The organism is Sulfitobacter sediminivivens (genome assembly GCF_042611115.2).
Classification (GTDB): domain Bacteria; phylum Pseudomonadota; class Alphaproteobacteria; order Rhodobacterales; family Rhodobacteraceae; genus Sulfitobacter; species Sulfitobacter sediminivivens.
In genome coordinates, this window is sequence record NZ_JBHGAR020000005.1 from 117,649 (window position 1) to 141,112 (window position 23,464).

At 56.6% G+C, this 23,464-nt stretch carries 20 protein-coding genes and 1 tRNA gene; 12 read left to right on the forward strand and 9 right to left on the reverse strand.

Going from position 1 to position 23,464, the window contains the following annotated elements:
- Positions 1–269: 269 nt before the first annotated feature.
- The 6 genes from ACEWL3_RS07690 to ACEWL3_RS07715 all read right to left on the reverse strand — a co-directional run bounded on the left by ACEWL3_RS07690 (position 270) and on the right by ACEWL3_RS07715 (position 8,269).
- Positions 270–1,448 carry an ABC transporter permease gene (locus tag ACEWL3_RS07690; RefSeq protein ID WP_386179072.1) on the reverse strand — a complete coding sequence of 393 codons (1,179 nt, stop codon included), beginning with the start codon at positions 1,446–1,448 and terminating at the stop codon, positions 270–272.
- Between the two features lie 4 nt (positions 1,449–1,452).
- Positions 1,453–3,096, reverse strand: a complete 1,644-nt coding sequence (locus tag ACEWL3_RS07695; RefSeq protein ID WP_386179069.1) for an ABC transporter permease — start codon at positions 3,094–3,096, stop codon at positions 1,453–1,455.
- 90 nt (positions 3,097–3,186) lie between these two features.
- Positions 3,187–4,302 (reverse strand): extracellular solute-binding protein, encoded by a 1,116-nt coding sequence (locus tag ACEWL3_RS07700; protein WP_386179066.1) that lies wholly within the window; start codon positions 4,300–4,302, stop codon positions 3,187–3,189.
- 112 nt (positions 4,303–4,414) lie between these two features.
- Positions 4,415–5,515: an ABC transporter ATP-binding protein gene (locus tag ACEWL3_RS07705; protein WP_386179063.1), complete on the reverse strand. Its 1,101-nt coding sequence runs from the start codon at positions 5,513–5,515 to the stop codon at positions 4,415–4,417.
- Positions 5,516–5,645: 130 nt separating this feature from the next.
- Entirely contained in the window at positions 5,646–7,022 is a 1,377-nt protein-coding gene (locus tag ACEWL3_RS07710) for an aminotransferase (RefSeq protein WP_386179060.1), read from the reverse strand.
- A gap of 14 nt (positions 7,023–7,036) precedes the next feature.
- On the reverse strand, positions 7,037–8,269 hold the full coding sequence (locus ACEWL3_RS07715) for an aminopeptidase P family protein (RefSeq protein ID WP_386179057.1): 1,233 nt from the start codon (positions 8,267–8,269) through the stop codon (positions 7,037–7,039).
- 236 nt (positions 8,270–8,505) lie between these two features.
- On the opposite strand from ACEWL3_RS07715, the gene ACEWL3_RS07720 reads away from it, so the two are divergent.
- Both ACEWL3_RS07720 and argE read left to right on the forward strand, forming a co-directional pair.
- Positions 8,506–9,693 (forward strand): M24 family metallopeptidase, encoded by a 1,188-nt coding sequence (locus tag ACEWL3_RS07720; protein ID WP_386179054.1) that lies wholly within the window; start codon positions 8,506–8,508, stop codon positions 9,691–9,693.
- 5 nt (positions 9,694–9,698) lie between these two features.
- Entirely contained in the window at positions 9,699–10,856 is a 1,158-nt protein-coding gene (argE, locus tag ACEWL3_RS07725; RefSeq protein ID WP_386179051.1) for an acetylornithine deacetylase, read from the forward strand.
- Here the strand turns inward: argE and ACEWL3_RS07730 are convergent.
- The gene (locus ACEWL3_RS07730) at positions 10,848–11,564 is read right to left on the reverse strand and encodes a maleate cis-trans isomerase family protein (RefSeq protein WP_492012007.1); all 717 of its coding nucleotides are present in this window, start codon (positions 11,562–11,564) and stop codon (positions 10,848–10,850) included. The genes argE and ACEWL3_RS07730 overlap by 9 nt on opposite strands.
- Before the next feature lie 10 nt (positions 11,565–11,574).
- Entirely contained in the window at positions 11,575–12,744 is a 1,170-nt protein-coding gene (locus ACEWL3_RS07735) for a M24 family metallopeptidase (protein WP_386179045.1), read from the reverse strand.
- A 182-nt stretch (positions 12,745–12,926) separates the two neighbouring features.
- On the opposite strand from ACEWL3_RS07735, the gene ACEWL3_RS07740 reads away from it, so the two are divergent.
- From ACEWL3_RS07740 to ACEWL3_RS07750, 3 genes are read left to right on the forward strand one after another with little or no spacing between them, the layout of a single operon-like run.
- A complete protein-coding gene (locus tag ACEWL3_RS07740) occupies positions 12,927–13,787 on the forward strand; it encodes a cyanophycinase (protein ID WP_435000692.1) in 861 nt (286 codons plus the stop codon).
- 31 nt (positions 13,788–13,818) lie between these two features.
- The gene (gene cphA / locus ACEWL3_RS07745) at positions 13,819–16,617 is read left to right on the forward strand and encodes a cyanophycin synthetase (protein WP_386179038.1); all 2,799 of its coding nucleotides are present in this window, start codon (positions 13,819–13,821) and stop codon (positions 16,615–16,617) included.
- A 27-nt stretch (positions 16,618–16,644) separates the two neighbouring features.
- Positions 16,645–18,384 (forward strand): Mur ligase family protein, encoded by a 1,740-nt coding sequence (locus ACEWL3_RS07750; RefSeq protein ID WP_386179035.1) that lies wholly within the window; start codon positions 16,645–16,647, stop codon positions 18,382–18,384.
- 22 nt (positions 18,385–18,406) lie between these two features.
- On the opposite strand, the gene ACEWL3_RS07755 is transcribed toward ACEWL3_RS07750, so the two are convergent.
- Positions 18,407–18,496 (reverse strand) — tRNA-Ser (locus ACEWL3_RS07755).
- A 146-nt stretch (positions 18,497–18,642) separates the two neighbouring features.
- On the opposite strand from ACEWL3_RS07755, the gene ACEWL3_RS07760 reads away from it, so the two are divergent.
- The 7 genes from ACEWL3_RS07760 to ACEWL3_RS07790 all read left to right on the forward strand — a co-directional run bounded on the left by ACEWL3_RS07760 (position 18,643) and on the right by ACEWL3_RS07790 (position 23,442).
- Positions 18,643–19,488: a DUF2059 domain-containing protein gene (locus ACEWL3_RS07760; RefSeq protein WP_386179032.1), complete on the forward strand. Its 846-nt coding sequence runs from the start codon at positions 18,643–18,645 to the stop codon at positions 19,486–19,488.
- Positions 19,489–19,490: 2 nt separating this feature from the next.
- The gene (locus tag ACEWL3_RS07765) at positions 19,491–20,342 is read left to right on the forward strand and encodes a DUF2059 domain-containing protein (RefSeq protein WP_386179030.1); all 852 of its coding nucleotides are present in this window, start codon (positions 19,491–19,493) and stop codon (positions 20,340–20,342) included.
- 243 nt (positions 20,343–20,585) lie between these two features.
- Positions 20,586–21,365: a 50S ribosomal protein L21 gene (locus ACEWL3_RS07770; protein WP_386179028.1), complete on the forward strand. Its 780-nt coding sequence runs from the start codon at positions 20,586–20,588 to the stop codon at positions 21,363–21,365.
- 11 nt (positions 21,366–21,376) lie between these two features.
- Positions 21,377–21,646 (forward strand): 50S ribosomal protein L27, encoded by a 270-nt coding sequence (gene rpmA, locus ACEWL3_RS07775; RefSeq protein ID WP_114878692.1) that lies wholly within the window; start codon positions 21,377–21,379, stop codon positions 21,644–21,646.
- Between the two features lie 94 nt (positions 21,647–21,740).
- Positions 21,741–22,301: a GNAT family N-acetyltransferase gene (locus tag ACEWL3_RS07780; RefSeq protein WP_386179023.1), complete on the forward strand. Its 561-nt coding sequence runs from the start codon at positions 21,741–21,743 to the stop codon at positions 22,299–22,301.
- The gene (locus ACEWL3_RS07785) at positions 22,301–22,903 is read left to right on the forward strand and encodes a LysE family translocator (RefSeq protein WP_386179020.1); all 603 of its coding nucleotides are present in this window, start codon (positions 22,301–22,303) and stop codon (positions 22,901–22,903) included. Before ACEWL3_RS07780 ends, ACEWL3_RS07785 begins: the two co-directional genes overlap by 1 nt.
- A gap of 2 nt (positions 22,904–22,905) precedes the next feature.
- On the forward strand, positions 22,906–23,442 hold the full coding sequence (locus ACEWL3_RS07790) for a GNAT family N-acetyltransferase (RefSeq protein WP_386179017.1): 537 nt from the start codon (positions 22,906–22,908) through the stop codon (positions 23,440–23,442).
- The last annotated feature ends 22 nt before the right edge of the window (positions 23,443–23,464 follow it).

A 23,464-nucleotide genomic window follows, 5' to 3' on the forward strand; every position in this document is an offset into this window, starting at 1 on the left:
TGCCACCTCTGCATCCAACTTCTTTACCGCAGTGACCTTGACCCGTTTTATGGTGCGCGTCGCCTGTTGGGTTTGGCGCAAAAGCTCAAACATGTGGGCGTGGCGCGGATTGGATGGATCGTGCAGATGCGACATGATCTTGGTTCTTATCTCTTACAAGTGAACACTCAGTTTAGATCATGAATGCGGCAGACTGTTGACGCGATTGAGACAGTAATAGGCCTTTGGCGGCTGGCCAGTGAAGCCAATACCGCCTCAACGCTGCTTTCTTATGTTGGCGACATCCCACGCAACCTTTCTGATCGGCGCCGCAAAAGCTCAAGGGTTGTCAGCAGCATGATTGAGATTACGACCAGCAATGTTGCAACCGCCAGAATGGTCGGGCTGATCTGTTCACGCAGGCCGGTAAACATCTGCCATGGCAGCGTTTTTTGACCGGCAGACCCAACAAAGAGCACCACAACAACTTCATCAAAGGACGTGATGAAGGCAAACAAGCCACCCGAAATCACACCTGGCAAAATCAGCGGCATCTGCACCTTGAAGAAAGTTCGCACCGGACTTGCCCCCATATTGGCGGCCGCGCGGGTCAGCGAATTGTCAAACCCCACTAGCGTTGCCGTCACGGTGATAATCACGAACGGAATGCCAAGTGCCGCATGCGCCAGAACCACCCCGATATAGGTCCCCTGAAGGCCAATGCGGCTGTAGAAAAAGTACATGCCCGCAGCAGAAATGATCAGTGGCACAATCATCGGTGAGATCAGCACAGCCATGATCGCGCGGCGGAACGGTACATGCGGCTGGCTCAACCCGATCGCGGCGAGGGTACCAAAGCCAACCGACAAAAGCGTGGCGACAGGGGCAATGCGGATCGAGTTGCGCACCGCATTCTGCCAGTCCTGATTGTTAAAGAAATCGCGATAATGCTTGAGGGAATAGCCCTCTGGATCAAAGCGTAACATCTCTGGTGTGAAGGTAAAGAAATCCTGCGCATTGAAGCTGAGCGGCATCACGACGATGATCGGTGTGATCAAAAAGATAAAGATCGTTCCACAAAGCACGCGGAATGCGTAGTGCCACAACACCTGACCCGGTGTGAGGTAAGGGGCAAGCTTGGCGCGGTAACGCCCTTCATAGAGCCAAAAGCTGAGCCAGCCAAAGAACCAGCCAAACGCTCCCCCAATAAGAAAGCCGGGCAATCCGCCAACCCAGGCACCGGCAAGGGCCATCAACACAAAAAGACCCCAGCGCCCGATGCGTTCGCTCGGGATCAGTTTGGTCAGGACATAGGCAATCCCCGCCATCAAAGCGGCACCAATGACCACCCCCAAAGGACCGCTGCCTTGCGCCGTGCCGACGAGCAGTCCGGCAAATGCGCCAAAAGCAGCAACCACGGGCAGGTAGAAGTTAACAGGTGTTCGCGAAACGGGTGTCAAAGCAACCATTTGATCAACCTCCCAGCTTGACGTTGTCGATGCCGACAATCTTGTCATAGGCATAATAAAGCATCATCACCGCAGCGAGCAGGATCGCACCCAACGCCGCCCCCAGACCCCAGTTCAGCGAACTGGATATGTGATAGGCGATCCGGTTTGAAATGAACGTACCCGACGTACCGCCAACGATTTCCGGTGTGATGTAATAGCCAATGGCAAGGATGAACACGAGGATCGACCCTGCCCCGATGCCCGGCACCGATTGCGGGAAATACACCCGCCAGAACGCGGTCCAGTTGGTGGCCCCCAATGACTTGGCCGCACGCAGATAGGTTTGCGGGATCGTGGCCATCACCGAATAAAGCGGCAGGATCATGAACGGCAACAGAATGTGGGTCATCGCAATGATCGTACCCGTCTGGTTGTTGATCAGCGCCAATCGATCGTCTGTCCCAACAATCCCAAGCCAGACAAGCGTGTCGTTGATCACACCTTGCTGCTGCAACATGACCTTCCAGGCCGATGTGCGCACCAGCAGCGATGTCCAGAAAGGCAGCAGCACGAGGATCATCAACAGGTTCGCCGTGCGCGCGGGCAGGTTCGCCAAGATCCACGCGACAGGATACCCAAGCAAGATGCACGACCCGGTGATCATCACCGACATGACCATCGTCCGCCAAAACAGCTTGAGATATATCTGTTCGTTTTCTGGGCGCATTTGGGGGCCGCTGGGTGATTTTTGCATATCAATGGCATTCAGGAAATAGCCGTTGGTGATCGTTGGTGAATAGGTGTGGATGGTCTGCCAGACTTCGGGATTAACCCAGTCTTTGTCGATCTTCTTGAATGCGGCAACAAAATCAACCGTTTCAAAGCTTTCAGCGGCGGCGGCGGCCTCTTGCAACTTTGTCGCGGCGGGGCCTGCATAATTGCCCAGTGATGCGGCACCATCTGCAGTCAGGTCGTCGTAAAGCGCTGAATAGATCAAGGCCCAAGGGTCTTTCTTGGCCAGATTGTCCTCGTCGACTGTTTGGACGAAAGTCGCATATCCACGGAATTTGGCAGAGGTTTCCGGCAGAATTTCTTCTATGCCGTCACGCAATTCGAAACGCGGTTGTTTGGCGTTTGATTTTGGGTCCCAACCCGCCATCTTTTCAAGCCATTGGTCTGACCCCATGAGGGCATTCCAGTTTTCGCCGTCTTTCCAGAATGGATTCAGGTCCTCAAATTGATCCTGATAGACTTCGCCCATGTCCTCGACCTTGCGACCGGACTTGCGAAACAAGGACGACATTCCGGTGAGTTCGTAGTTCAGGCGTCCCCCAAGTACCGTGTGGGTCTTGCCCTCTTGTGCAATGAACATGTCCTCGTACAACGCTTTGAAAACAGAGGCATCCGGCGGTACCGGGCTTTCGGGGTCCCATTCTTGCAACAAGGTGGTCGTGCGCGGCAGCGTCTCTGACACGATGTCGTTTTCAACCGAGCGAAACAGCATGTCGGCAATGGGGGCCACAAAAGTGACCAGAACAAAGATCAGCAAGGGCGCGATAAGTGCCAGGGCGCGAAGTTTCTGCATCCGCAGGGCGCGATTCAGCGATTTCTTAAGCGGGGTGCCATCTGCGGCAAGGACCGGACCTTTTGTGGTTGTATCGCTCATGTCATCCCCGTTCGAATTGGTTCAAGTCAGAAAAATTGAAAAACAAAAAAGAAGGTGGAAGGGGCCATTACAGCCCCTTCCAAGTAACGTTTATTGCGTCAACCATGCCTGGAATTTCGCATCAAGATCGTCGCGATAATCTGCCCACCATGAATAGTTGTTCACGAATGTGTTCTCTGCGTTCGCCGGATCGGTTGGCATATGCGGGCCCATATCGATACCGAGGGTCGCATGTTGGCCAACCAGCGGTGCCGAAGACATACGTGCCGGACCATAGCTGATGTACTTTGCCTGATCTGCCAGGCGCTGTGTGTCTGTCGCGAACATGACATAGTCTTTCACCCGCGCAAGACGATCGTCTGGCAATCCAGCGGGAATGACCCAACCATCGAGGTCAAACATCTGCCAATCCCACGCCATGCCAATCGGCTGACTTTGTTCGACGATGGCTGAAAACAGACGACCGTTATAAGACGATGCCATGAAGACTTCGCCATCGGCCAGAAGCTGGATCGGTTCGGCGGCGGCTGACCACCAGATCGTCTCGTCCTTGATGGTTGCAAGCTTGTCGAGCGCCTTTTGCTGGCCCTCGTCGGTCTCAAGCATGTCATAAACGTCTTCATATGCGACGCCGTCACAAATCAGCGCCCACTCCATGTTCGCGATTGGCTGCTTGTTCAGTGCGCGTTTGCCCGGATATTTTTCCATGTCGAACACGTCGCACGCCCCTGTTGGGGCCTCAGTCCCTGCAGGCACCATGTCGGTGCGATAGCCGAATGTTGTCGAGAAGACGATTTGCGGAATGAAGCAGTCGCTGACAATCATATCGCCAAAATCATCCGAAGCAGAGGTGCCATCAGGTGCCGCTGCCAACAGTTCATCGGGATCATATTCCATCGCCAGACCTTCGTCGCACAGACGAATGGCATCCGCCGCTTCGACGTCGACAAGATCCCAAGTCACGTTTCCAGCTTCTTTCATGGCGCGCAGCTTGGCGACAGCCTCGGGCGAGGATTCATCATTGATGATCTTGGTGCCCGTGTTTGCGGAATAGGGGTCGTGATAGGCATTCTGCTGTGACGCTGAATAGGCACCACCCCAGCTTACAATGGTCATTTCGTTGGCCATGTGGCCATCAGCAAAAGACATACCTGCTGCCGCAATCGTAAGTGCAGAGGTTGCCATAAGCGTTTTGGTCAATTTCATTTAGGTTCTCCCAGTTCTTACCCGATAAACTCGTTAAGGCAGCAACGTCGGGTTTGATCACCGCCCCTTATTCATCGCGCCCGGTGATGGGGCGGCGACATTACGCGCGCGCCTATGCGTCCAGCGCGCGGCAATCTTCAGCCTGCCAACCGATTTCAACGGTTGTACCAGGTTCCAAACGCACCTGATTGGGCGCGTTGCGGGTTTTGACGATAAAATTATCGTTCCCAGCCACCCGAAGGCGGGTGCGGAAAATATCGCCCATATAAATGAATTCCAGCACCTCGGCCTTGAGCGTATGGGAGCCTTTTTTCAAACGCTCCTTTTGGAATTCAACCCGTTCAGGACGGATCGAGACCTGCGTGCGTTCACCCGCCTTGCTGACGTTCACTGGCTTGGCGTCGATCAGGCTGCCATCATCCAGTTGGATCAAGGCAACGTCGCCATTAATCTCTTTCACAACGCCTTGTAACGTGTTGTTTTCGCCAATAAATTGCGCGACAAAGCTGTTCTGTGGTTCTTCATAAAGCTCATCTGGTGGGGCAAGTTGCTGGATGCGGCCATCTTCAAACACGGCGACCCGGTCAGACATGGTCAAAGCTTCGGTTTGGTCGTGGGTCACGTAAACAACGGTGATGCCCAGATTGTCAGCGATGTGTTTGATTTCAAACTGCATATGTTCGCGCAGTTGTTTGTCGAGAGCACCCAAAGGTTCGTCCATCAGAACCAGATCAGGTTCAAAGACCAATGCACGGCTCAGCGCGACACGCTGTTGTTGACCACCGGACAACTGGGCAGGGCGACGGCCGCCAAAATCACCCATTTGCACCATATCAAGCGCGCGTTTCACTTTCGCTTCGCGATCGGACTTGCTCATGTTGCGCACTTCCAGAGGGAAGGACAGGTTTTCCGCAATCGTCATGTGGGGAAAGAGCGCATAGTTTTGGAAAACCATGCCGATACCGCGTTTGTGGGGCGAGATGTTATTGATGGGTTTGCCGTCTAGCAGGATGTCACCATGCGTCGCCGTTTCAAACCCGGCGAGCATCATCAGACAGGTTGTTTTACCAGACCCTGAGGGCCCAAGCATTGTCAGAAACTCGCCTTTTCCAATCGAAAGGTTAAGGTCTTTAACGACGAGGTTCTCGCCATCGTAACTCTTTTGAACGCGATCAAAAACGACGAAACCGTCGCGAGTGGCTTTTTCAGACAAGCGGCACCTCCCCAGGTGAAAATGTCCTGCCTTTTTTGGCAGATTTGGTGAAAGAGAACACAGGATCACATTCTTTGCAACAGGTTTGACTACCCAAAATTCCTGTATTTGCCGAAGAATTAAGCGTTTTTCACTCTTTGCCTAAGACTTCGACAACTGCTCTCGTTGTCTTGGTGATAATTTCATCGGCCTCTATTGTGGTGAGACAGAAAGGTGGGGCAAACCCCAGAATATCTCCTTGTGGCATGGCACGACCGATCACGCCTTTTGCGAGCAATGATGCGGTAATTTGCGGGCCAACTTTCTGATCGGTGGCAAAGAATTCCCGGGTGGGTCTGTCTTTGACGAACTCAAGTGCACAGAGCATCCCGTCGCCGCGAATGTCACCCACGTTCGGATGCGATCCAAGTTCTTTTACCAGACCATCCTTGAGGTATGCGCCCACAGTGCGGGCGTTTTCAATGAGGTTCAGATCGTCGATCAATCGCAGGTTGGCCACACCTGCGGCCGCCCCGATCGGGTGTGCCGAATAGGTCCAGCCATGGCCAAGCGGGCCGTTTTCATCGGTGCCGTCCTCCAGAACTTTCCAGACTTTCGCAGACACAACCGACCCCGACAGCGGCGCATAAGCCGATGTGAGGCCCTTGGCGATGGTCATGAAATCAGGTTTCATTCCATAGTGATCGGACCCGAACATGCTGCCCAAACGGCCGAAACCGGTCACAACCTCATCCGCGATCAACAAGATATCGTGCTTGTCCAGCACCGCCTGTATGGCCTGCCAATATCCATCGGGTGGCGGGACAATGCCGCCTGTGCCCAAGACCGGTTCGCCGATAAATGCCGCGATGGTGTCAGCGCCTTCGGCGGCAATCAGATCCTCTAACTTCTGAACACATTGGGCGACAAATTCGGCCTCTGTCTGGGTCAGATCGTCGCGGCGAAAAAAATCAGGCGCTTGGGTGTGGACCACGCCGGACAGGGGCAGATCAAACTTGCGGTGAAAAAGCTCAAGTCCGGTCAGCGATCCGGTCATCAAACCAGACCCGTGATACCCGCGCCACCGGCTGATGATCTTCTTTTTTTCAGGGCGGCCAAGGATGTTGTTGTAGTACCAGATCAGCTTGATGTTGGTTTCATTGGCGTCCGATCCGCCCAGCCCGAAATAGACCTTTGACATATGTTTTGGCGCACGGTCCATGACCATCTTCGCCAATGTAATGGACGTTTCGGTGCTGTGGCCCGCATAGGCGTGGTAATAGGACAACTGGGCTGCCTGCGCTGCAATTGCGTCGGTAATCTCGCGCCGGCCGTACCCTGCGTTTACACAGTATAGCCCTGCAAACCCGTCCAAAATCCGGTTGCCATCGCGGTCAATGATATGGCTGCCTCGCGCCCCGGCAATGATCCGAGATGCGCTGTCACCACGGGCATGCTGTGCCAGATGAGTTGAGGGGTGGAAAAAACTTTCCCGGTCCCATTTGTCCAATACGTCGTTTGTCAGCATGCCTGTACGCCTTTTTAATCGATGATATTCGCCTCTGGTCCATAGGCAAATTTCGTTATGTTTTCTGTCTGGTTGCCGCCCACGATCAGAATGTCGTGTTCGCGGTATCCGCCTGATCCGGGGGTGCCTTCGGGGATCCAGATCATCGGTTCCATCGACACCACCATGCCCGGTTCCAGCACGGTATCAATGTCTTCTCGCAGTTCCAACCCGGCCTCGCGCCCGTAGTAGTGCGATAGGATGCCGAACGAATGGCCATAGCCAAAGGACCGGTACTGCAACAGGCCCTGATCGGCAAAGAAGCGGTTGATCTCGTCGCAGATGCCCGAACAGGTGGCACCCGGCCGGATCAGCGAAAGGCCCAGTTCATGGGCCGCCACGTTTGCTTCCCACATCTTGAGCGATGCTGTGTCAGGTGCGCCCATGAACAAGGTGCGTTCCAACGCGGTGTAATAGCCCGAGATCATCGGAAAGGCGTTTAGGCTCAGGATATCGCCCTTTTTCAGCTTGCGGGTGGTGACGGGGTTGTGCGCGCCATCGGTGTTCAGACCTGACTGGAACCAGACCCAGCTGTCGCGCAATTCGCTGTTGGGGTAGGCGCGGGCGATTTCAAGCTCCATCGCGTCGCGGCCTGCCATTGCCACGTCAATTTCGCGGGTGCCAGCCTTGATCGCAGCGCGGATGGCGTCGCCGCCATGATCGGCAATCCGCGCGCCTTCACGGATCAACGCGATTTCTTCTTCGGATTTGACCATCCGGGCGGCCATCGTTGCCGGGGCGACATCGATCAATTCAGGTGCGCCCAGCATGTCATTCAGGGTATCACAAGACGCAAGGGTCATGTGATCGGCTTCGATCCCCAACCGTTTGGCACCTTTGATCAGGCTGGCCACCGCGCGCCAGTAATTGTTACGGGTCCAATCGGTGTAAATCACGTTGTCGGCAAACGACCGGCGCCACGGCTGTCCGGCATCAATGTTGGCCGACACAGTTGTGCAGGCGTCCTGGGTCACCACACAGCCATAGGGCCGGCCAAAGCTACAATAGAGAAACCCGGAATAATAGGCGATGTTGTGCATCGAGGTCAGCAATACTGCGGGGATGTCGCGCTCTGCCATAATCTCGCGCAGCTTTGTCAGGCGGCGCAGGTATTCGGTATCTGAGAACGGCAAAGGGGCTTTTTCGCCGTTGTGGCTGGTAAAAAACTTGACCCGGTCAGTGATGGCGGTGTCGTGGTGGTCGGTCATCCAAGTATCCTCAATTCGGGACGGGCGCAAAAGCGGCCGATCAAACAAAAAATATCCGGGCGTACAGGATTGATGGCCAGATGGCCAAGGGTATGACGAGGGTGCGACGCCATCGCGTGTCATATGGCGTGAATCGTTAAGGGGTGGGTCAGATTCTGTCAACGCTCCAAAATATCGTTTGTGAATTGCCTACGAATGGATGATCGTTTGAGGCAGGCCGCAGAGGACATATGATCATGAGTGACGTGAACCCAACCCCGTTTTCGCCCTCTGAATACGAACGCAGATTGGTCAAGACACGCGGCGCGATGGCCGAAGCGGGTCTTAACGTGCTGATCGCCACTGACCCATCCAATCAGGCGTGGCTTACCGGCTATGACGGCTGGTCGTTCTATGTGCATCAGGCGGTGATTGTCCCGCTGGAAGGTCAACCGTTTTGGTGGGGCAGACGGCAGGACGCCAATGGTGCCGTGCGCACGGTCGATCTGAGCAAGACGGATGTCGAATTCTATACCGATGATTATGTGCAATCGACGGAACGCCACCCGATGCAGGATCTGGCAGCAAAGTTGGCAGCGCGGGGTTTGGCATCCGGGACGATTGGCGTTGAAATGGATAATTACTATTTTTCGGCAAAGGCTTATACGACGCTGCTAACCTCACTTCCAGACGCCAAAATCACAGATGCCACTGCGCTCGTGAACTGGCAAAGGGCGATCAAATCGCACGAAGAATTGGATTTCATGCGTAAGGCCGCGCGGATTTCGGACAAGATCATCCGATTTGCACTGGACCGGGCCGAACCGGGGGTGCGCAAGAATGAACTGGCGGCAGAGATTTATGCCGCCGGGATCAGTGGCGTTGAAGAGATATGGGGTGATTACCCCGCGATTGTGCCTCTGATGCCCAGCGGATCAGACGCCGCCGCACCGCATTTAACGTGGAATGGTGACGAGATGAAAACAGGTGAGGCCACGTTTTTTGAACTTGCCGGCTGTTATCGGCGCTATCATGTGCCGCTGTCGCGCACGGTGTTTCTTGGCACGCCACCCGATCATATCAAACGCGGGGAAGAGGCCGTTGTCGAAGGGCTGGAAGCGGGGTTGCAAGCAGCACGGGCGGGCAACCGGACCTGCGACATTGCCAATGCACTCGGCGATGCGATGGACCGCGCCGGGATCGAACGCGGCGCGCGCTGCGGTTACTCCATTGGCCTGAGCTACCCCCCCGACTGGGGCGAACGCACCATGTCATTGCGTCCCGAAGATCAGACAGTCCTGCAGCCCGGTATGACATTCCATTTCATGCCAGGTCTTTGGATGGACAATTGGGGCCTTGAGATCACCGAAAGTATTCTGATCACCGAAGAGGGTCCTGCAAGCACCTTTTGCAGCATTGAGCGTAAGCTCTTTGTCAAGGAGTGACCCGCGTGGACCATCTTGATACCAGCATAAACGTCCTGTCTGACCTCATCGCATTTCCCACGGTGTCGACGGACAGCAATCTTGCGATCATTGATTATCTCGCGGACCGACTGATTGCGGTCGGTGCTAAGGTCACGCGGTATCATGATGTAAGCGGCGGCAAGGCCAATCTTTATGCCACGCTGGGGCCAGAGCGGGCAGGGGGCATCTTGCTGGCAGGTCATACCGATGTGGTTCCGGTGACCGAGCAACGCTGGTCTAGCGACCCGTTCGAGATGACATCAGATAAGGGACGTCTATATGGGCGGGGCACCTGTGACATGAAGGGGTTTATCGCGGCCTGCATTGCGCTGGCCCCCGCATTTGCACGGTCGGCGACACGGCGACCCGTCCATTTTGCCTTTACCTATGATGAGGAAACGGGATGCCTTGGCGCTGCTGATCTGGCACAGCATCTGGCGGCGCGCGATGACCGTCCGTCGCTTGCCATCATCGGTGAACCGACATCCATGCGCCTGATCGAAGGGCACAAGGGCTGTTGTGAATATTCCACCCACTTCACCGGGCGCGAGGGGCACGGGTCACAGCCGGAACTGGGGGTGAATGCCGTGGAATATGCGGTGCGCTATATCAACCGGCTGATGGACTTGCGGGCGGACTTGCAGGGTCGCGCCCCCAAGAACAGTACCTTTGATCCGCCCTACAGCACGATCAACGTGGGGGCCTTGCATGGCGGTATTGCCCACAACGTCATCCCTGGGCTGGCAACAGTGGATTGGGAAACACGACCTGTGCAACCCGGCGATCTGGCGCATGTGAAAACCACCATGCAGCGCTATTGCGACGACGTGCTTTTGCCGCAGATGCAGGCGGTCTGGTCTGGCGCGAATATTGTGACCGAAACCATCGGTGAAACGGTGGGGCTAGAGCCGATGGCAGATAATGAGGCACGTGATCTGGTGATGGAACTCACCGGCACAAATGGCACAGATGTGGTGTCATTCGGCACTGAGGCGGGGATATTCCAAAGCCTTGGCATGGCAGCACTGGTCTGTGGGCCGGGGTCCATCGAGCAGGCGCATAAGCCGGACGAATATATTGAAATCAGTCAGTTATCTTCTTGTGTTGACATGCTCGAAAGGCTGAGCGCGCGGCTAGGCTAACTCAATCCCGGCCAGACGTGCCATGTGCCATGCCAGTACCTGATTGCTGGAGAACACGGGCTTGCCCAAGGCCGCTTCGATCTTCGGAATGACGTCAAGCGTGCGCAGATTGGTGCATGACATGAACACAGCCTCAACATCGTCTGATGCGCCCAGGGTCATTGCCGCATCAAAAAGCGAGTGCTGCGAGATTTTGGCGACCTTGGTTTCTTCGCCTTCGTCAAAGGACCCGAATACAGGCGTCATGACGCCGCGGGTGTTCAGGGCATCGCGCAACGTCTTGCTGACGGATTCGATGTAAGGTGACAGGAACGCGATGCGCGATATACCTTTGGCCTTGCAGATGGCCACCAACGCGCTGAGCGGTTCGGTCACATGGCTCGCCGAACAGCCCGCTTTGACCTGTTCGGCAATCTTGTCCGGGCCAATAACAGCCGTCCCTGAGGTGCATCCATAGCTAACCACATCGTATTTGAGCGCCGTCGGTAAAAGGCCCGCAGCGGCGGGCAGGGCGTCGGACATGCTGGCGAGGGTATCGGGGGTGACATCCAAACCGCTTGGCACGCGGGTCACATAAAGACTGATGTCCGGCGCAGCAAAGAGGCGGCGAAAGTCGTGTTCAATGGTCTCATCCGATTGCAAGACGACAAGGCCCAATGTGGCGCGGGTGCCGATAGGTTCTTCGAGGGTATAGGGAAAGGCAGGCATCATCGGCTCCTTACAAGATGGGCAGGTCTGGGCTGGCACGGGGCGACAGGAATTCGGGTGCGCCCGCGGTGATCACGATATCTTCTTCATGCACCAGAATGCGGCCCGGTGACACATCGATGCCGGGTTCCAGCGTCAGCACCATCCCTTCTTCAAGAATCGTATCATCGCCCGCAATGAACGAGGGCCATTCGGTCAGTTGCATGCCCAATCCATGGCCCAACCGCCCGGCCTCTGACCCGCCGGCCCCGCCTGTCACGATCTTGTCCATGGCATGAAAAATATCGGATGCCCGCGCACCGGGCCGTGCGGCGTCGGCCCCGGCCTGAACGGCCTCCATCAGCCGCGCCTGTGCCGTCTTTGCGGCATCACTGGGCGGACCAATGGCAAAATTGCGATCAAAATCACAGAAATATCCATCCCAGACCAGCCCGGTATCCAGCATCAGAATATCACCGGGAAGCATTGGATCAGGTGTGGCGGGCGAAATCACATCTGCATAGCCATCTGGCCCGGCCCCGCCCGCCAAATAAGGCACCCAGTCGGCACCTTCCTCAAGACACAGGCCCTGAAACCGCCGAAACACCTGATCAAGCGGATCACCTGCACCCGCTATTTCGCCCACCCGCGCAAAGGCGCGGCCGGCGATATGGCAGGCGTGGCGGATTTTGGCAATTTCAAGCTCGGATTTCACCATCCGAAGGGCGCGCATGATCCCTGCGTCGTCCGTGATGTCATTTTTGGACACCAGCCCCTTTAGCCGCGTTATATCGTCATACGGCATGCGCACATGGGTCTCGTGGCCCGAAGGCACGCCGATCAGTCCGCCATCGCCGCATATTTCCAACAGCGTATCTGCCAGCAAGGATACGCCGTCATCGACCAGATCGGGGGCTGACCAGGTGCGGATATCGGTGATCCAGGTTTTGCCCATCAGGGCCGCGCCAATGGATGGGATCACCGCCACAGGGTTGCCGGACGCTGGCACAATCAGGAACCAGGGGCGCGTCGGGCTTTCCCAGAACCGGGTCAGGTATCCGGTGAAATAACGCACCTCGGGTTCGGTGGTCAGCAACAAAGCCGAAAGACCCGCTGCTTTCATCATCGTCTGGGCCCGCGCCATGCGTTGTCTATATTCTGAAGTTGGGAACCCGCGTTCGGGCAAAGTGACTGGCGACATCAGGTGCGTCCTTGCGTAATCTGGTTTCTTACTTTGGGTTGTTCGCCCGAAAACAGCAAATGAAATAGAAGGCGTGGTAGTTTCCACAAAGGAATGGCATAGGGTTCGCAATCAAACCGGGTTGCGACCTGCGATCCGGGCCTATGACCAAAGGACAGCGACCTAAAATGTGCCCTGCACCTGTGAGTAAAACCCATGAACGCGGGTTTATCATTCCCATCGGTGGGGGTGAGGACCGCATCAAAGAAATGCAAATCCATCGCAAGTTTGTCGAGCTTTCGGGCGGTATAGATGCGTTTATCGTCGTGATCCCAACTGCGTCGATGCTTGAGGAAACGGGCCCGGATTATCACCGTATCTTTTCAGAACTTGGCGCGGGCAAGGTCGAGTATTTGCCAATCAACCACCGCGCGGATTGCGATAATCCTGAGTTTTCGAAGATGCTGGATGATGCCACGGGCATTTTCATGACGGGCGGCAATCAGTTGCGATTGTCAGCCATATTAGGCGGGACCTTGGTGGTGCAAAAAATCAGACGTGCCAATGCCGCTGGGGTCCCGGTTGCGGGCACCTCGGCGGGTGCCTCGATCATGTCAGAGCACATGGTCGCGGGCGGGCAGGGCAACGAAAGCCCGGCTGAGGGCACCGTGTCCCTGGCCCCCGGTATCGGTCTGACGAATGCGGTGATCATCGACCAGCATTTCACGCAGCGCAATCGGCTGGGTCGATTGCTGACCGCGACGTCCTTTAACCCCTTTCTGATCGGGCTTGGCATCGACGAAGATACTGCTGCCTTTATCGGTCCTGACAATGTGTTGGAAGTTGTGGGCAGCGGGACGGTCACCGTGGTAGACGCCAACCATCTGACCCATTCGTCGATGTGGGCTGCAAATCCGGGCGAGGCACTGAGCCTGCTTGGACTTCGTCTTGACGTTTTGGGCGAGGGGTGCCGTTATGACCTGACGGCCCATATTGCCTATGCGCCGGATAAACATATGGCATTCTGTTCTCTGCCTGCGACGGATGAAAACATGTCCGATTGACGGGATGCCCTGAACCGGTGAGGAAACGCGCGTGAAGATAGTCTCGACCAATGTTTTTGTCGGCCCCAACGTCTGGGCAGGTTTTCCGGTCATCCGGCATGTCATTGATTTAGGACTTTTGGAAGACTGGCCCTCGGCCAAGATCGGCACAACGTTCATTGACGGGTTGATTGCGGCATTGCCGGGACTTGCCGAACACGGCTGTTCTTATGGTGAGGCGGGCGGGTTTATTCGCCGGCTGCGAGAAGACGAGGGCACATGGCTGGGCCATGTTCTGGAACATTGCGCGCTTGAGGTGCAGAACGTTGCAGGCACCGATGTGACCTTTGGCCGGACACGCGGCACCGGCGCTCTTGGTCACTACAACATGGTCTACCAGTACCGCCAGCGCGATGTGGGTCTGGCAGCGGGCGATCTGGCCCTGCGGTTGTTGATGCATCTGCTGCCGGACGACCTGAAAGCGCAGCTGGACTACAAGTTTGACCCGGATTTCGATTGGGATGACGAATTGCGCAGCTTTGTGCTGCATGCGCAGCGCAAGGAGTTTGGCCCCTCAACCGGATCGCTGGTCAAAGCCGCCGAAGACCGTGACATCCCGTGGATACGCCTGAACCAAGGCTCCCTTGTGCAATTCGGCCACGGCAAATTTCAACGTCGCATTCAGGCGACCATCACCTCTGAGACCAAGCATATCGCGGTTGAGATTTCCTGCGACAAGGAAGACACCCACAACCTGCTCAATGATCTGGGCCTGCCTGTGCCCCAGCAACGCATGGTCTATAGTCCACGTGGGGCAGTAGAAGCCGCCAAAACCATTGGCCATCCCGTTGTGCTCAAGCCGCTGGATGCAAACCACGGGCGCGGTGTGTCAATCAACCTGCGGACCGACGAAGAGGTCGAGGCAGGCTTTGCCGAGGCCAAGGAACATTCCAAAAGCAGCGCCATTCTGGTTGAAAGCTTTATCACCGGGTTTGACCACCGCATGCTGGTGGTCAACAACAAGCTGGTCGCGGTCGCCAAGCGGGTGCCAGGCCATGTGATCGGCGATGGCAAAAGCACGATCAGCGAATTGGTCGACATCGTGAACCAGGATCCCCGGCGTGGTATTGGCCACCAAAAGGTGCTGACCATGCTTGAGATCGACAATCAGGCAAAGCGCCTGATCGCTGATGCCGGTCATACTGTCGAAAGTGTACTGCCAAAGGGAGAGGTGTTTTACCTGCGTTCCACCGCGAACCTGTCGACAGGTGGCACTGCGATCGATCTGACCGATGTGGTGCACCCTGACAACCGCGATATGGCTGAACGCGCGATCATGGCCGTGGGTCTTGACGTGGGCGGCGTCGATTTCCTGATCGATGACATTACCCAATCGTACAAAGACATTGGTGGCGCGATTGTTGAAGTGAACGCCGCACCGGGGTTCCGGATGCACGTGGCCCCATCTGAAGGACAACCGCGCGATGTCTCTGGCAGGGTGATCGACATGTTGTTCCCGCTGGGACAGGAAAGCCGCATTCCCATTGCGGCGATTACCGGGACCAATGGCAAGACCACGACCTCGCGGATGCTGGCGCATATCATGAAGGCCAGCGGCAAGATCGTTGGCCTGACCTCAACCGATGGCGTTTATGTCGATGGCAAGCTGAGCGTCAAGGGCGATATGACCGGCCCCAAATCTGCCCAAATCGTGCTGCGCGATCCCAAGGTTGATTTCGCCGTCATGGAAACCGCACGCGGCGGGCTGGTGCGCAGTGGTCTGGGCTATCAAAGGTCCAATGTGGCGGCCTGTCTCAATGTCTCGGCCGACCACCTGGGGCTTGGCGGCATCGACACGGTCGAGGAACTGGCCGTGGTCAAACGCGTCGTCATCGAAAGTGCAACGGACGTGGCGGTACTGAACGCGGACGACATCAACTGCCTGAAAATGGCCCCTTACGCGGATGTGAAGTCGATCCTTTATGTCACCGCGAACCCCAGTCATTCGCTGGTCAAGGACCACATCAAGGCAGGCGGCAAGGCGATCGTGCTGGAGAGCGCGATGAACGGCGACATGCTGACGATCTACGACAACGGTTTGCACATGCCGGTTTTGTGGTCGCATCTGATCCCCGCTACGCTTGAAGGCAAGGCGATGCATAACGTGCAAAACGCCATGTTCGCTGCCGCGATGGCCTATTGCTTTGGTGTCGATCTGGACAACATCCGCCATGGGTTGCGCACCTTTGACACTAGCTATTTCCAGGCACCGGGGCGGATGAACGTCTTTGACGAGCATCCCTTCAAGGTGATCCTTGATTATGCCCATAATCCTGCCGCCTTTGGGGCGATGGCGGATCTGGCGGACCGCATGGACGTCAAGGGGCGGCGCATTGCTGTTCTGGCCGTGCCTGGTGACCGCCGCGATCAGGACGTGGCCGACGCGGCGCGTATTCTGGCCGGGCATTTTGACCACTACATTTGCAAGGCCGACGACAACCGCCGCCGCCGTGGACATGATGAAATCCCACAGATGTTGCGTAGGGAACTGATCAGCAACGGCGTGGCCGAGGATGCCATCACCGTGATCCCAGACGAAACGGAGGCGGTAGATGCCGGGCTTGAAATGGCAGGGCAGGGTGATCTACTGGTGATCTTTGGTGACAATTCTGCCCGCTGCTGGAAACAGATCATCTATTTCAATGCACCTCAGGTTGATGATGCCGCACCCCTTGCGGTGCCAGTCCCCGCACCTGCTCCGTTTGAAGAGGTGTTTGACAGCGATCAGAACATTGTCAGTGATGCACGCGGTGTGTTGTTGGCCAAGGTCCAAGTCGAAGATGCCGATTGACGCCGATTGGCACCGGGAGGACGCGTGATGGACCGCATTGAAGCGTTAGAAGACGCGCTGACAATCACCTGGGCCCCGCTGGATCATGTCCGCATCTCTAACGCGCGCCGGCTGACGGGGCCGGGGATGATTTGGGACCATCCCGGGGCGGTAATTGACGCGTTTGTGAAAGGAGATGCCAGTGTCGTCGCCGATGCCTGGGCTCGCCATGCCCGCCGGGTTTTGGATGCCTGTGGCTGGCCGCATGAACAGGTTGCCACTCGGCTGTTTCAGGGTGGTGTTAACCTCGCCCTCTCAGCACCGATGGATCAGCTTTATTCGGCGATTTATGTCGCTCAGACTGCCTGGCATTTCTGTGCCGCTGAACTTTCGGGCATGGCACCACAAGCGTTTGACGCGATGATTGCCGATCTGAAATCAGTGATGGCGCAAGAGGCTGACCCGGCTCTGATTGCGTTGATCCGTGCAGCGGCAGACCATGACGTCGATGTGCTCAGCGATGACGATGCGGTGTCGATTGGCCATGGGATCGGTGCGCAGACATGGCCAATCGGGGAAATTCCAACGCCCGAAGATGTGGATTGGACAGCGCTGCACGACATCCCGGTCGCTTTTATCACTGGCACCAATGGCAAGACGACCACGACGCGCCTGTGCACCGCCATCGCGCAGGCCGCCGGTAAAATGGCGGGGCTGACATCGACCGATATGGTGCGGGTGGGGGATGATATTCTCGACCGCGGTGATTATTCCGGGCCCGGCGGCGCACGCATGCTGCTGCGCGACACCCGCGTCGAAATCGCCTGTCTTGAAGTGGCGCGTGGCGGGATTTTGCGGCGCGGCCTGCCCACCAGGCGCGCCCGCGTCGCCGCTGTCACCAATGTCGCGCGCGATCACCTTGGTGAATATGGCGTGAATACGGTGGCCGAACTGGCGCAAGCCAAGTTTGCGGTGCACCGCACATTACCTGCGGATGGCATTCTGGTGCTGAACGCAGATGACCCTGTCAGCGTGGTCGAAGCTGCACATGTTGACAAAACCATTTGCTGGTTTTCTCTGAGGTCTGACGCCCCTCAAGTTGTTCAGGCAAAGGCCAAGGGAACGCCATGTGCCTATCTCGACGGTGGCGACCTGATCTATTTTGACGGATCGACGGCAACAACGGTAATGGTGGTCGCGGACGCGCCGATCACACTGGGTGGTGCGGCAAAATATAATGTTCAGAATGTTCTGGCCGCCATTTGTGTGTCCGTGGCGCTTGGTATCCCCTGGGCTGCGATCACAGCCGGGTTGCAGGGCTTTCGGCCTGATGCGCGCGACAATCCCGGCCGCTGCAATGAATTTGAATTTAATGGCGCACGTGTCTTTGTCGATTTTGCCCATAACGTTCACTCCATTTCAGCCATTTCGGGGACGCTGGCGTCGCTCAGCGCAAAGCGCCGCTATTTGATGCAAAGCCACCCCGGCGACCGGTCCGATGAGGATATCCGCGCAGGTACGACTGCAGCGCTGATGTTTCGTCCTGACAGCATGGTCGCGGCCGAACTGCCCAACCATTTGCGCGGCCGTGAGACTGGTGACGTGCCGGAGCTGATTGCTGCGGCGGCAAAGGCTGGTGGCCTTGCCCAGATCGACCGCGCCGCCACCCCGGCAATCGGCGCGCGTATGATTCTTGATCAACTGCAGCCCGGCGATGTCGCGCTGTTGCTGGTCCTCTCGGACCGCGACGAAGTGTTCGAAATGCTGCAGAGGGCAAAGGCGCGATGAAAAGACGCACCTAAAGGGGTAATGGCGGAGAAACAGGGATTCGAACCCTGGGAACCCGTGAAGGCTCAACGGTTTTCGAGACCGCCCCGTTCGACCACTCCGGCATTTCTCCGCGGGGGTCAGGACCGTTCGTCTAGTGCGGTTTTTGCGTTCAGGCAAGAGGGGTTCTGCCCATCACCTGACGACACGGGGATTTTCATTGCCCTTGGCCGCAGATGACCTAAGCTTGCATATAAACTGATACTCAAGGACATCCCAATGCGCGTTTTTTATCGTTCTTCTTTTCTTGCCCTTTGCCTTGTCGTGTCCGCGGCGCTCAGCAGTCTGAGTACGGCGGCAAATGCGGCGGACCTGGATCGGCTTGAGGCGTTTTTGGAAGTCACCGGGTTTGACGTGGCGCTGGAAAGCATTCGGTTGTCGGCAGATTCCGCGCCTCAAATGTTGGGGATGCAGGCCGAGGATTTTGGGTCTGAATGGTCCCGTCTGGTGCGCGAAGTGTTTGCGACCGACATCATGCATGACATGGCACTGGAAATTCTCGGCAACACGCTCAGCGATGCGCAACTGACCCATGCGGCGGATTTCTATGCCAGCGATCTGGGCAAACGCCTGGTCGAAGTCGAGAACAAGTCGCATATGATCGAAGAAGACGGGCTGAAATCTGAAAGCGGGACCGAGATCATTGACGGGCTGGTCCGCATTGGCAGCCCGCGCGTGGCACTTCTGAACAGGCTCAACTCTGCCTCGAATGCCGAGGACACGTCGATCAGGGCCATTCAGGAGGTTCAGATCAGGTTCCTGCTGGCCGCCGCTGCCGCAGGTGTGATCGAATTGCGCATGGAAGAGCCCGACCTGCGCGAGGCGATGCGCAATCAGCAAGACGAATTGCGCACATCAATCCGGGCAAACGCGCTGGCCACGTCTGCCTATACCTATCAGGCGTTTTCTGATGATGAGGTGGCCACCTACGCCGACGCATTGGAAGAGCCGATCATGCAAGAGGTCTATGCGCTGATGAATGCGGTGCAATTTGAAATCATGGCAAACCGGTTCGAGGCCGTCGCTGACCGTTTGGCGGACATGCAGCCCAGTCAGGATCTGTGAGCATGAAGCGTCTTTTCTGGTCGGCACGGAACCTGCGTCTTGCGTTGTTCTGGCCCTTGTTGGTGTTGGTGACAGGGCCTGCGCTGGCCGATGCGCGGCTGACAGTGCTGGTTGATGTGCTCAAACTGCCGGAAGCCGCACAGATTTTGCGCGAAGAAGGGTTGAGCCACGCCACAGAGTTGGATGTTGATATGCTGGGTGGGCGTGGCGGGCCCGGCTGGGAAATTCAGATCGGTGCCATTTATGACACCGCCCGTATGGTAGAGACAGTGCGCCGCGCCCTGGAAATTGAATTGCAGGAGCCGGATCTGTCGGCAGAATTGGAACAGACAATTGATTTCTTTGCCTCAGAGCTGGGCACCAAAATCGTTTCGCTGGAAAATTCCGCACGCGCCGCCATTCTGGACGATGACGTAGAGGAAGCGGCCCGCGCGCGGTACATGGCACTGGAAGGGACCGATGACGCGCGTCTTGAGTTGATCCGGGGCTTTGTCGAAAGCGGCGATATGATCAACCGCAATGTCACGTCGGCGATGAATTCGAACTATCAGTTTCTGCGCGGGTTGACCGAAGGTCGGGCGACCCAGATGAGCGACGAAGAGATTCTGGCCGATGTGGCAGAGGACATAGACGAGATAACCGATGATACGGTGTCATGGCTTTTTGGGTATCTGCTGCTGGCCTATCACCCGCTCAGCGATGCGGAGCTGCAGGCATATCTGACCTATTCTCAGACCAAAGCGGGGCAGGCGCTGAACCGGGGGCTGTTCGACGGGTTTGGCAAGGCCTATGAAGACATTTCCTATGCCTTGGGGCGCGCTGTGGCGCTCAATATGACCGCAGAAGAGCTTTGAACGGCTTGCATGCAGTCTGAAACCCATATGAGCATTGACTAACGCTGTTTATCTGACGAAACCTGCTTGACTTGAGCAGCGCTTCGACTGATAAGCCCGCATCCCGGCGGGTTCGCCTGCAACGGGATGTTTTTTAATGACGCCCCATGGGCGCGCTGTTCGAGGTGGATCAGGTCAATCGGGCCGATCCAAAACGCCCATAACGGGGACCACAGAACGCGGATGAAAGTAAAGGAAGACGCAATGTTTGCGGTCATCAAGACTGGCGGTAAGCAATACAAAGTGGCCTCTGGCGATATGCTGCGGGTCGAACGTATTGCGGCAAATGCCGGTGATAAGGTTCAATTCAACGACGTGCTGATGCTGGGCGGCGACAAGCCGGTTATCGGTGTGCCAATGATCAAAGACGCCGGCGTTCAGGCCGAAGTTGTCGATCAGATCAAAGGCGAAAAGGTAATTAACTTTGTTAAGCGCCGTCGGAAACACTCTTCTAAGCGCACCAAAGGCCACCGCCAAAAGCTGACACTGGTCAAGATTACGGATATCTTGTCGTCCGGTGCAGGCAAATCCGGTGTTGAAGCCGCGATTGGCACGGGCTCTGTCAGTGCCGCAGCCGTTGCTGCGATAAACGAGCGTTACACGTTCAACCGTGGCGATCAGGCGGAAATGAAAAAGCGCGTGAAAACTGGTGAAGCGGAAGAGAAATCTGCGAAGCCCGCCAAGGCCAAGAAAGCCGCGCCAAAGAAGGCCGAGCCGAAGGCAGAGAAAAAAGCTGAAGCCAAGACCGAGACAAAAGCTGCGCCCAAAGCCAAAGCGGCCAAGGGTGGCGATGATCTGAGCCAGATTTCTGGTGTTGGTCCGGTAATCGTGAAAAAGCTGCACGGCGAAGGCGTCACAACATTTGCACAGATTGCAAAGTGGACAGACGCTGACGTGGAAGCGATTGAAGAGAAACTGTCATTCAAAGGTCGTGTCGGTCGTGAAGACTGGATCGCACAGGCCAAAGAATTGGCTAAAGGCTAAGGAGAGACCAGATGGCACATAAAAAAGCAGGCGGTTCATCCCGTAACGGGCGCGACTCAGCTGGTCGTCGCCTTGGTGTAAAGAAATACGGTGGCGAAGCTGTCATTCCGGGCAACATCGTTGTGCGTCAGCGCGGCACCAAGTTCTGGCCGGGCGAAGGCGTGGGCATGGGCAAAGATCACACAATCTTTGCAACCGTGGATGGCAATGTCCAATTCCACAAGGGCCTGAAAAACCGCACATTTATTTCGGTCCTTCCGGTGGCGGAGGCCGCTGAATAAGCCCGACCCCGTAAGGTTTTCAAAAATTCAGGGATCGGCGAAAACGCCGGTCCCTTTTTTATTTTATGCACTTGTTTCAGAAAGGAGCGGTGCGATGCAATTGAGCCAAAACCGCCCGACGCTGAAAGAGGGACACGTTCATTTGCGTGGTCCACGTGCACAGGATGCCGCTGCACGGTTCAAACTGGGCAATGTGCCGGCAATCCATCACATGTTTGGTGCCGATCCCGCAAATGTGCCACCGATCACCAAGGCACATGCGACCACATGGCTGCACGCACAAGAGGTGGAACCGCTGGCGTGGATCATTGAGTATCGACGCCGCATGGTCGGCGCAGTCAGGCTACATTCTGTGATCCCGCATCTTTACAAGGCCGAGCTTGCCATCGGTATTCTTGATCCCAAATACCTCGGCAAGGGCATTGGTACCATGGCGCTGCAGTTGCTTGCTGCCTATGCATTCGGCCCGCTTTTCCTGCGGCGTTTGAGCTTGCGTGTCGTTTCTTATAACGACCGTGCCATCGCCGCCTTCAAAAAGGTTGGCTTTGTTGAAGAGGGCCGCGAACGCGAAGCAGGGCGGGTGGCGGCAACATGGCATGATGATGTGATCATGGGCCTGCTGGCACGCGATTTTGCCAAGGTGGGACACGCGTAATGTCGGTTGCCATCACCTCGTTCGTGATCTTCGCGGCCTCGCAGATTGGCACGCCGGGGCCTGCAAACATGGCGTTGCTGGCCACCGGCGCGCGCTTTGGTTTTCGCGCGGCACTGCCGTTTGTGGCCGGTGTCGCGTTGGGCAAGCAGCTTGTCATCTGGCCCGTCGGTTTTGGCCTGATGGAACTCAGCGCCCGCGCGCCTTGGGTGTTCGAGATGCTGAAATACGCCTCCGCCGCCTATATCATCTGGCTGGCGTGGAAGGTGGCAAACCTGCGGCTGGGCCAGGAACGCAGCACAGACGGTGTTCCCGGTTTTGCCGCCGGGTTGATCGTGCACCCGCTGAACCCCAAGGCGTGGGCGATGATTGTGGGTGGGTTTACTGCCTTTGTCGGCCCCAATACGTCAAGCTTTACTGCGACACTTACCATCGCTTCGGTTTTGCTGGCCTGTCAGGTCATCTTGCATCCCATGTGGACACTTGCAGGTGATCGGATTGCGAGTACCGTGGCAGGAACGGCCGCGGAACCCTATCTTATGTGGACACTGGCGGCACTTACTGTCGCTTCTGTTGTTTTCGTACTGTTCGGAGGAGGAACATGACGATGAAAATACAGCCTATTGCCAACCAGCCGGTGATCGAAACCGAACGCTTTGATCTGCGCCCGTTGCAGCGATCCGATCTGGGTTTGATCGAGATGTATGCCAGTGACCCCCGTGTCGCAATGACCACGTCGAGCATCCCGCATCCATTGCCCCCCGGCACCATCGACGCCTTCATCACCCGCGCCTTGAACGAGCCGCGCGATGAAGATGTGTGGGTGATGGATGGGCTTAAATCGGGCGGTGCCGAAGTGATGGGTGTTATTTCGCTGTCCCGGCTCGATCGCAATCAGACTGAGGTCGGCTATTGGGTTGCCCCGGCATTCTGGAACACCCATCTGGCGTCCGATGCCGTGAAGGCCCTTGTCACGACGAACCCGCTGGGCAATGACACGATGTTTGCGTCCGTCTACCACGACAACCCCGCGTCAGCCAAAGTGCTGACCAATGCGGGTTTTGTCTATCTGGGTGATGCGGAAACCTATTGTCTGGCCCGTGATGCTGCCGTACCCACCTGGACCTATAGCCGCAAGCTTTAGCCCCCCTTTTTTAAAGGCCACC

Excerpts from the sequence above, each read along its gene's own strand:
- ACEWL3_RS07690 (WP_386179072.1), bottom strand. The coding sequence starts at position 1,448 with ATGGTTGCTTTGACACCCGTTTCGCGAACACCTGTTAACTTCTACCTG.
- ACEWL3_RS07695 (WP_386179069.1), bottom strand. The coding sequence starts at position 3,096 with ATGAGCGATACAACCACAAAAGGTCCGGTCCTTGCCGCAGATGGCACC.
- ACEWL3_RS07700 (WP_386179066.1), bottom strand. The coding sequence starts at position 4,302 with ATGAAATTGACCAAAACGCTTATGGCAACCTCTGCACTTACGATTGCG.
- ACEWL3_RS07710 (WP_386179060.1), bottom strand. The coding sequence starts at position 7,022 with ATGCTGACAAACGACGTATTGGACAAATGGGACCGGGAAAGTTTTTTC.
- ACEWL3_RS07715 (WP_386179057.1), bottom strand. The coding sequence starts at position 8,269 with ATGACCGACCACCACGACACCGCCATCACTGACCGGGTCAAGTTTTTT.
- ACEWL3_RS07720 (WP_386179054.1), top strand. The coding sequence starts at position 8,506 with ATGAGTGACGTGAACCCAACCCCGTTTTCGCCCTCTGAATACGAACGC.
- ACEWL3_RS07730 (WP_492012007.1), bottom strand. The coding sequence starts at position 11,564 with ATGCCTGCCTTTCCCTATACCCTCGAAGAACCTATCGGCACCCGCGCC.
- ACEWL3_RS07735 (WP_386179045.1), bottom strand. The coding sequence starts at position 12,744 with ATGTCGCCAGTCACTTTGCCCGAACGCGGGTTCCCAACTTCAGAATAT.
- ACEWL3_RS07750 (WP_386179035.1), top strand. The coding sequence starts at position 16,645 with ATGGACCGCATTGAAGCGTTAGAAGACGCGCTGACAATCACCTGGGCC.
- ACEWL3_RS07760 (WP_386179032.1), top strand. The coding sequence starts at position 18,643 with ATGCGCGTTTTTTATCGTTCTTCTTTTCTTGCCCTTTGCCTTGTCGTG.
- ACEWL3_RS07765 (WP_386179030.1), top strand. The coding sequence starts at position 19,491 with ATGAAGCGTCTTTTCTGGTCGGCACGGAACCTGCGTCTTGCGTTGTTC.
- ACEWL3_RS07770 (WP_386179028.1), top strand. The coding sequence starts at position 20,586 with ATGTTTGCGGTCATCAAGACTGGCGGTAAGCAATACAAAGTGGCCTCT.
- rpmA (WP_114878692.1), top strand. The coding sequence starts at position 21,377 with ATGGCACATAAAAAAGCAGGCGGTTCATCCCGTAACGGGCGCGACTCA.
- ACEWL3_RS07780 (WP_386179023.1), top strand. The coding sequence starts at position 21,741 with ATGCAATTGAGCCAAAACCGCCCGACGCTGAAAGAGGGACACGTTCAT.
- ACEWL3_RS07785 (WP_386179020.1), top strand. The coding sequence starts at position 22,301 with ATGTCGGTTGCCATCACCTCGTTCGTGATCTTCGCGGCCTCGCAGATT.
- ACEWL3_RS07790 (WP_386179017.1), top strand. The coding sequence starts at position 22,906 with ATGAAAATACAGCCTATTGCCAACCAGCCGGTGATCGAAACCGAACGC.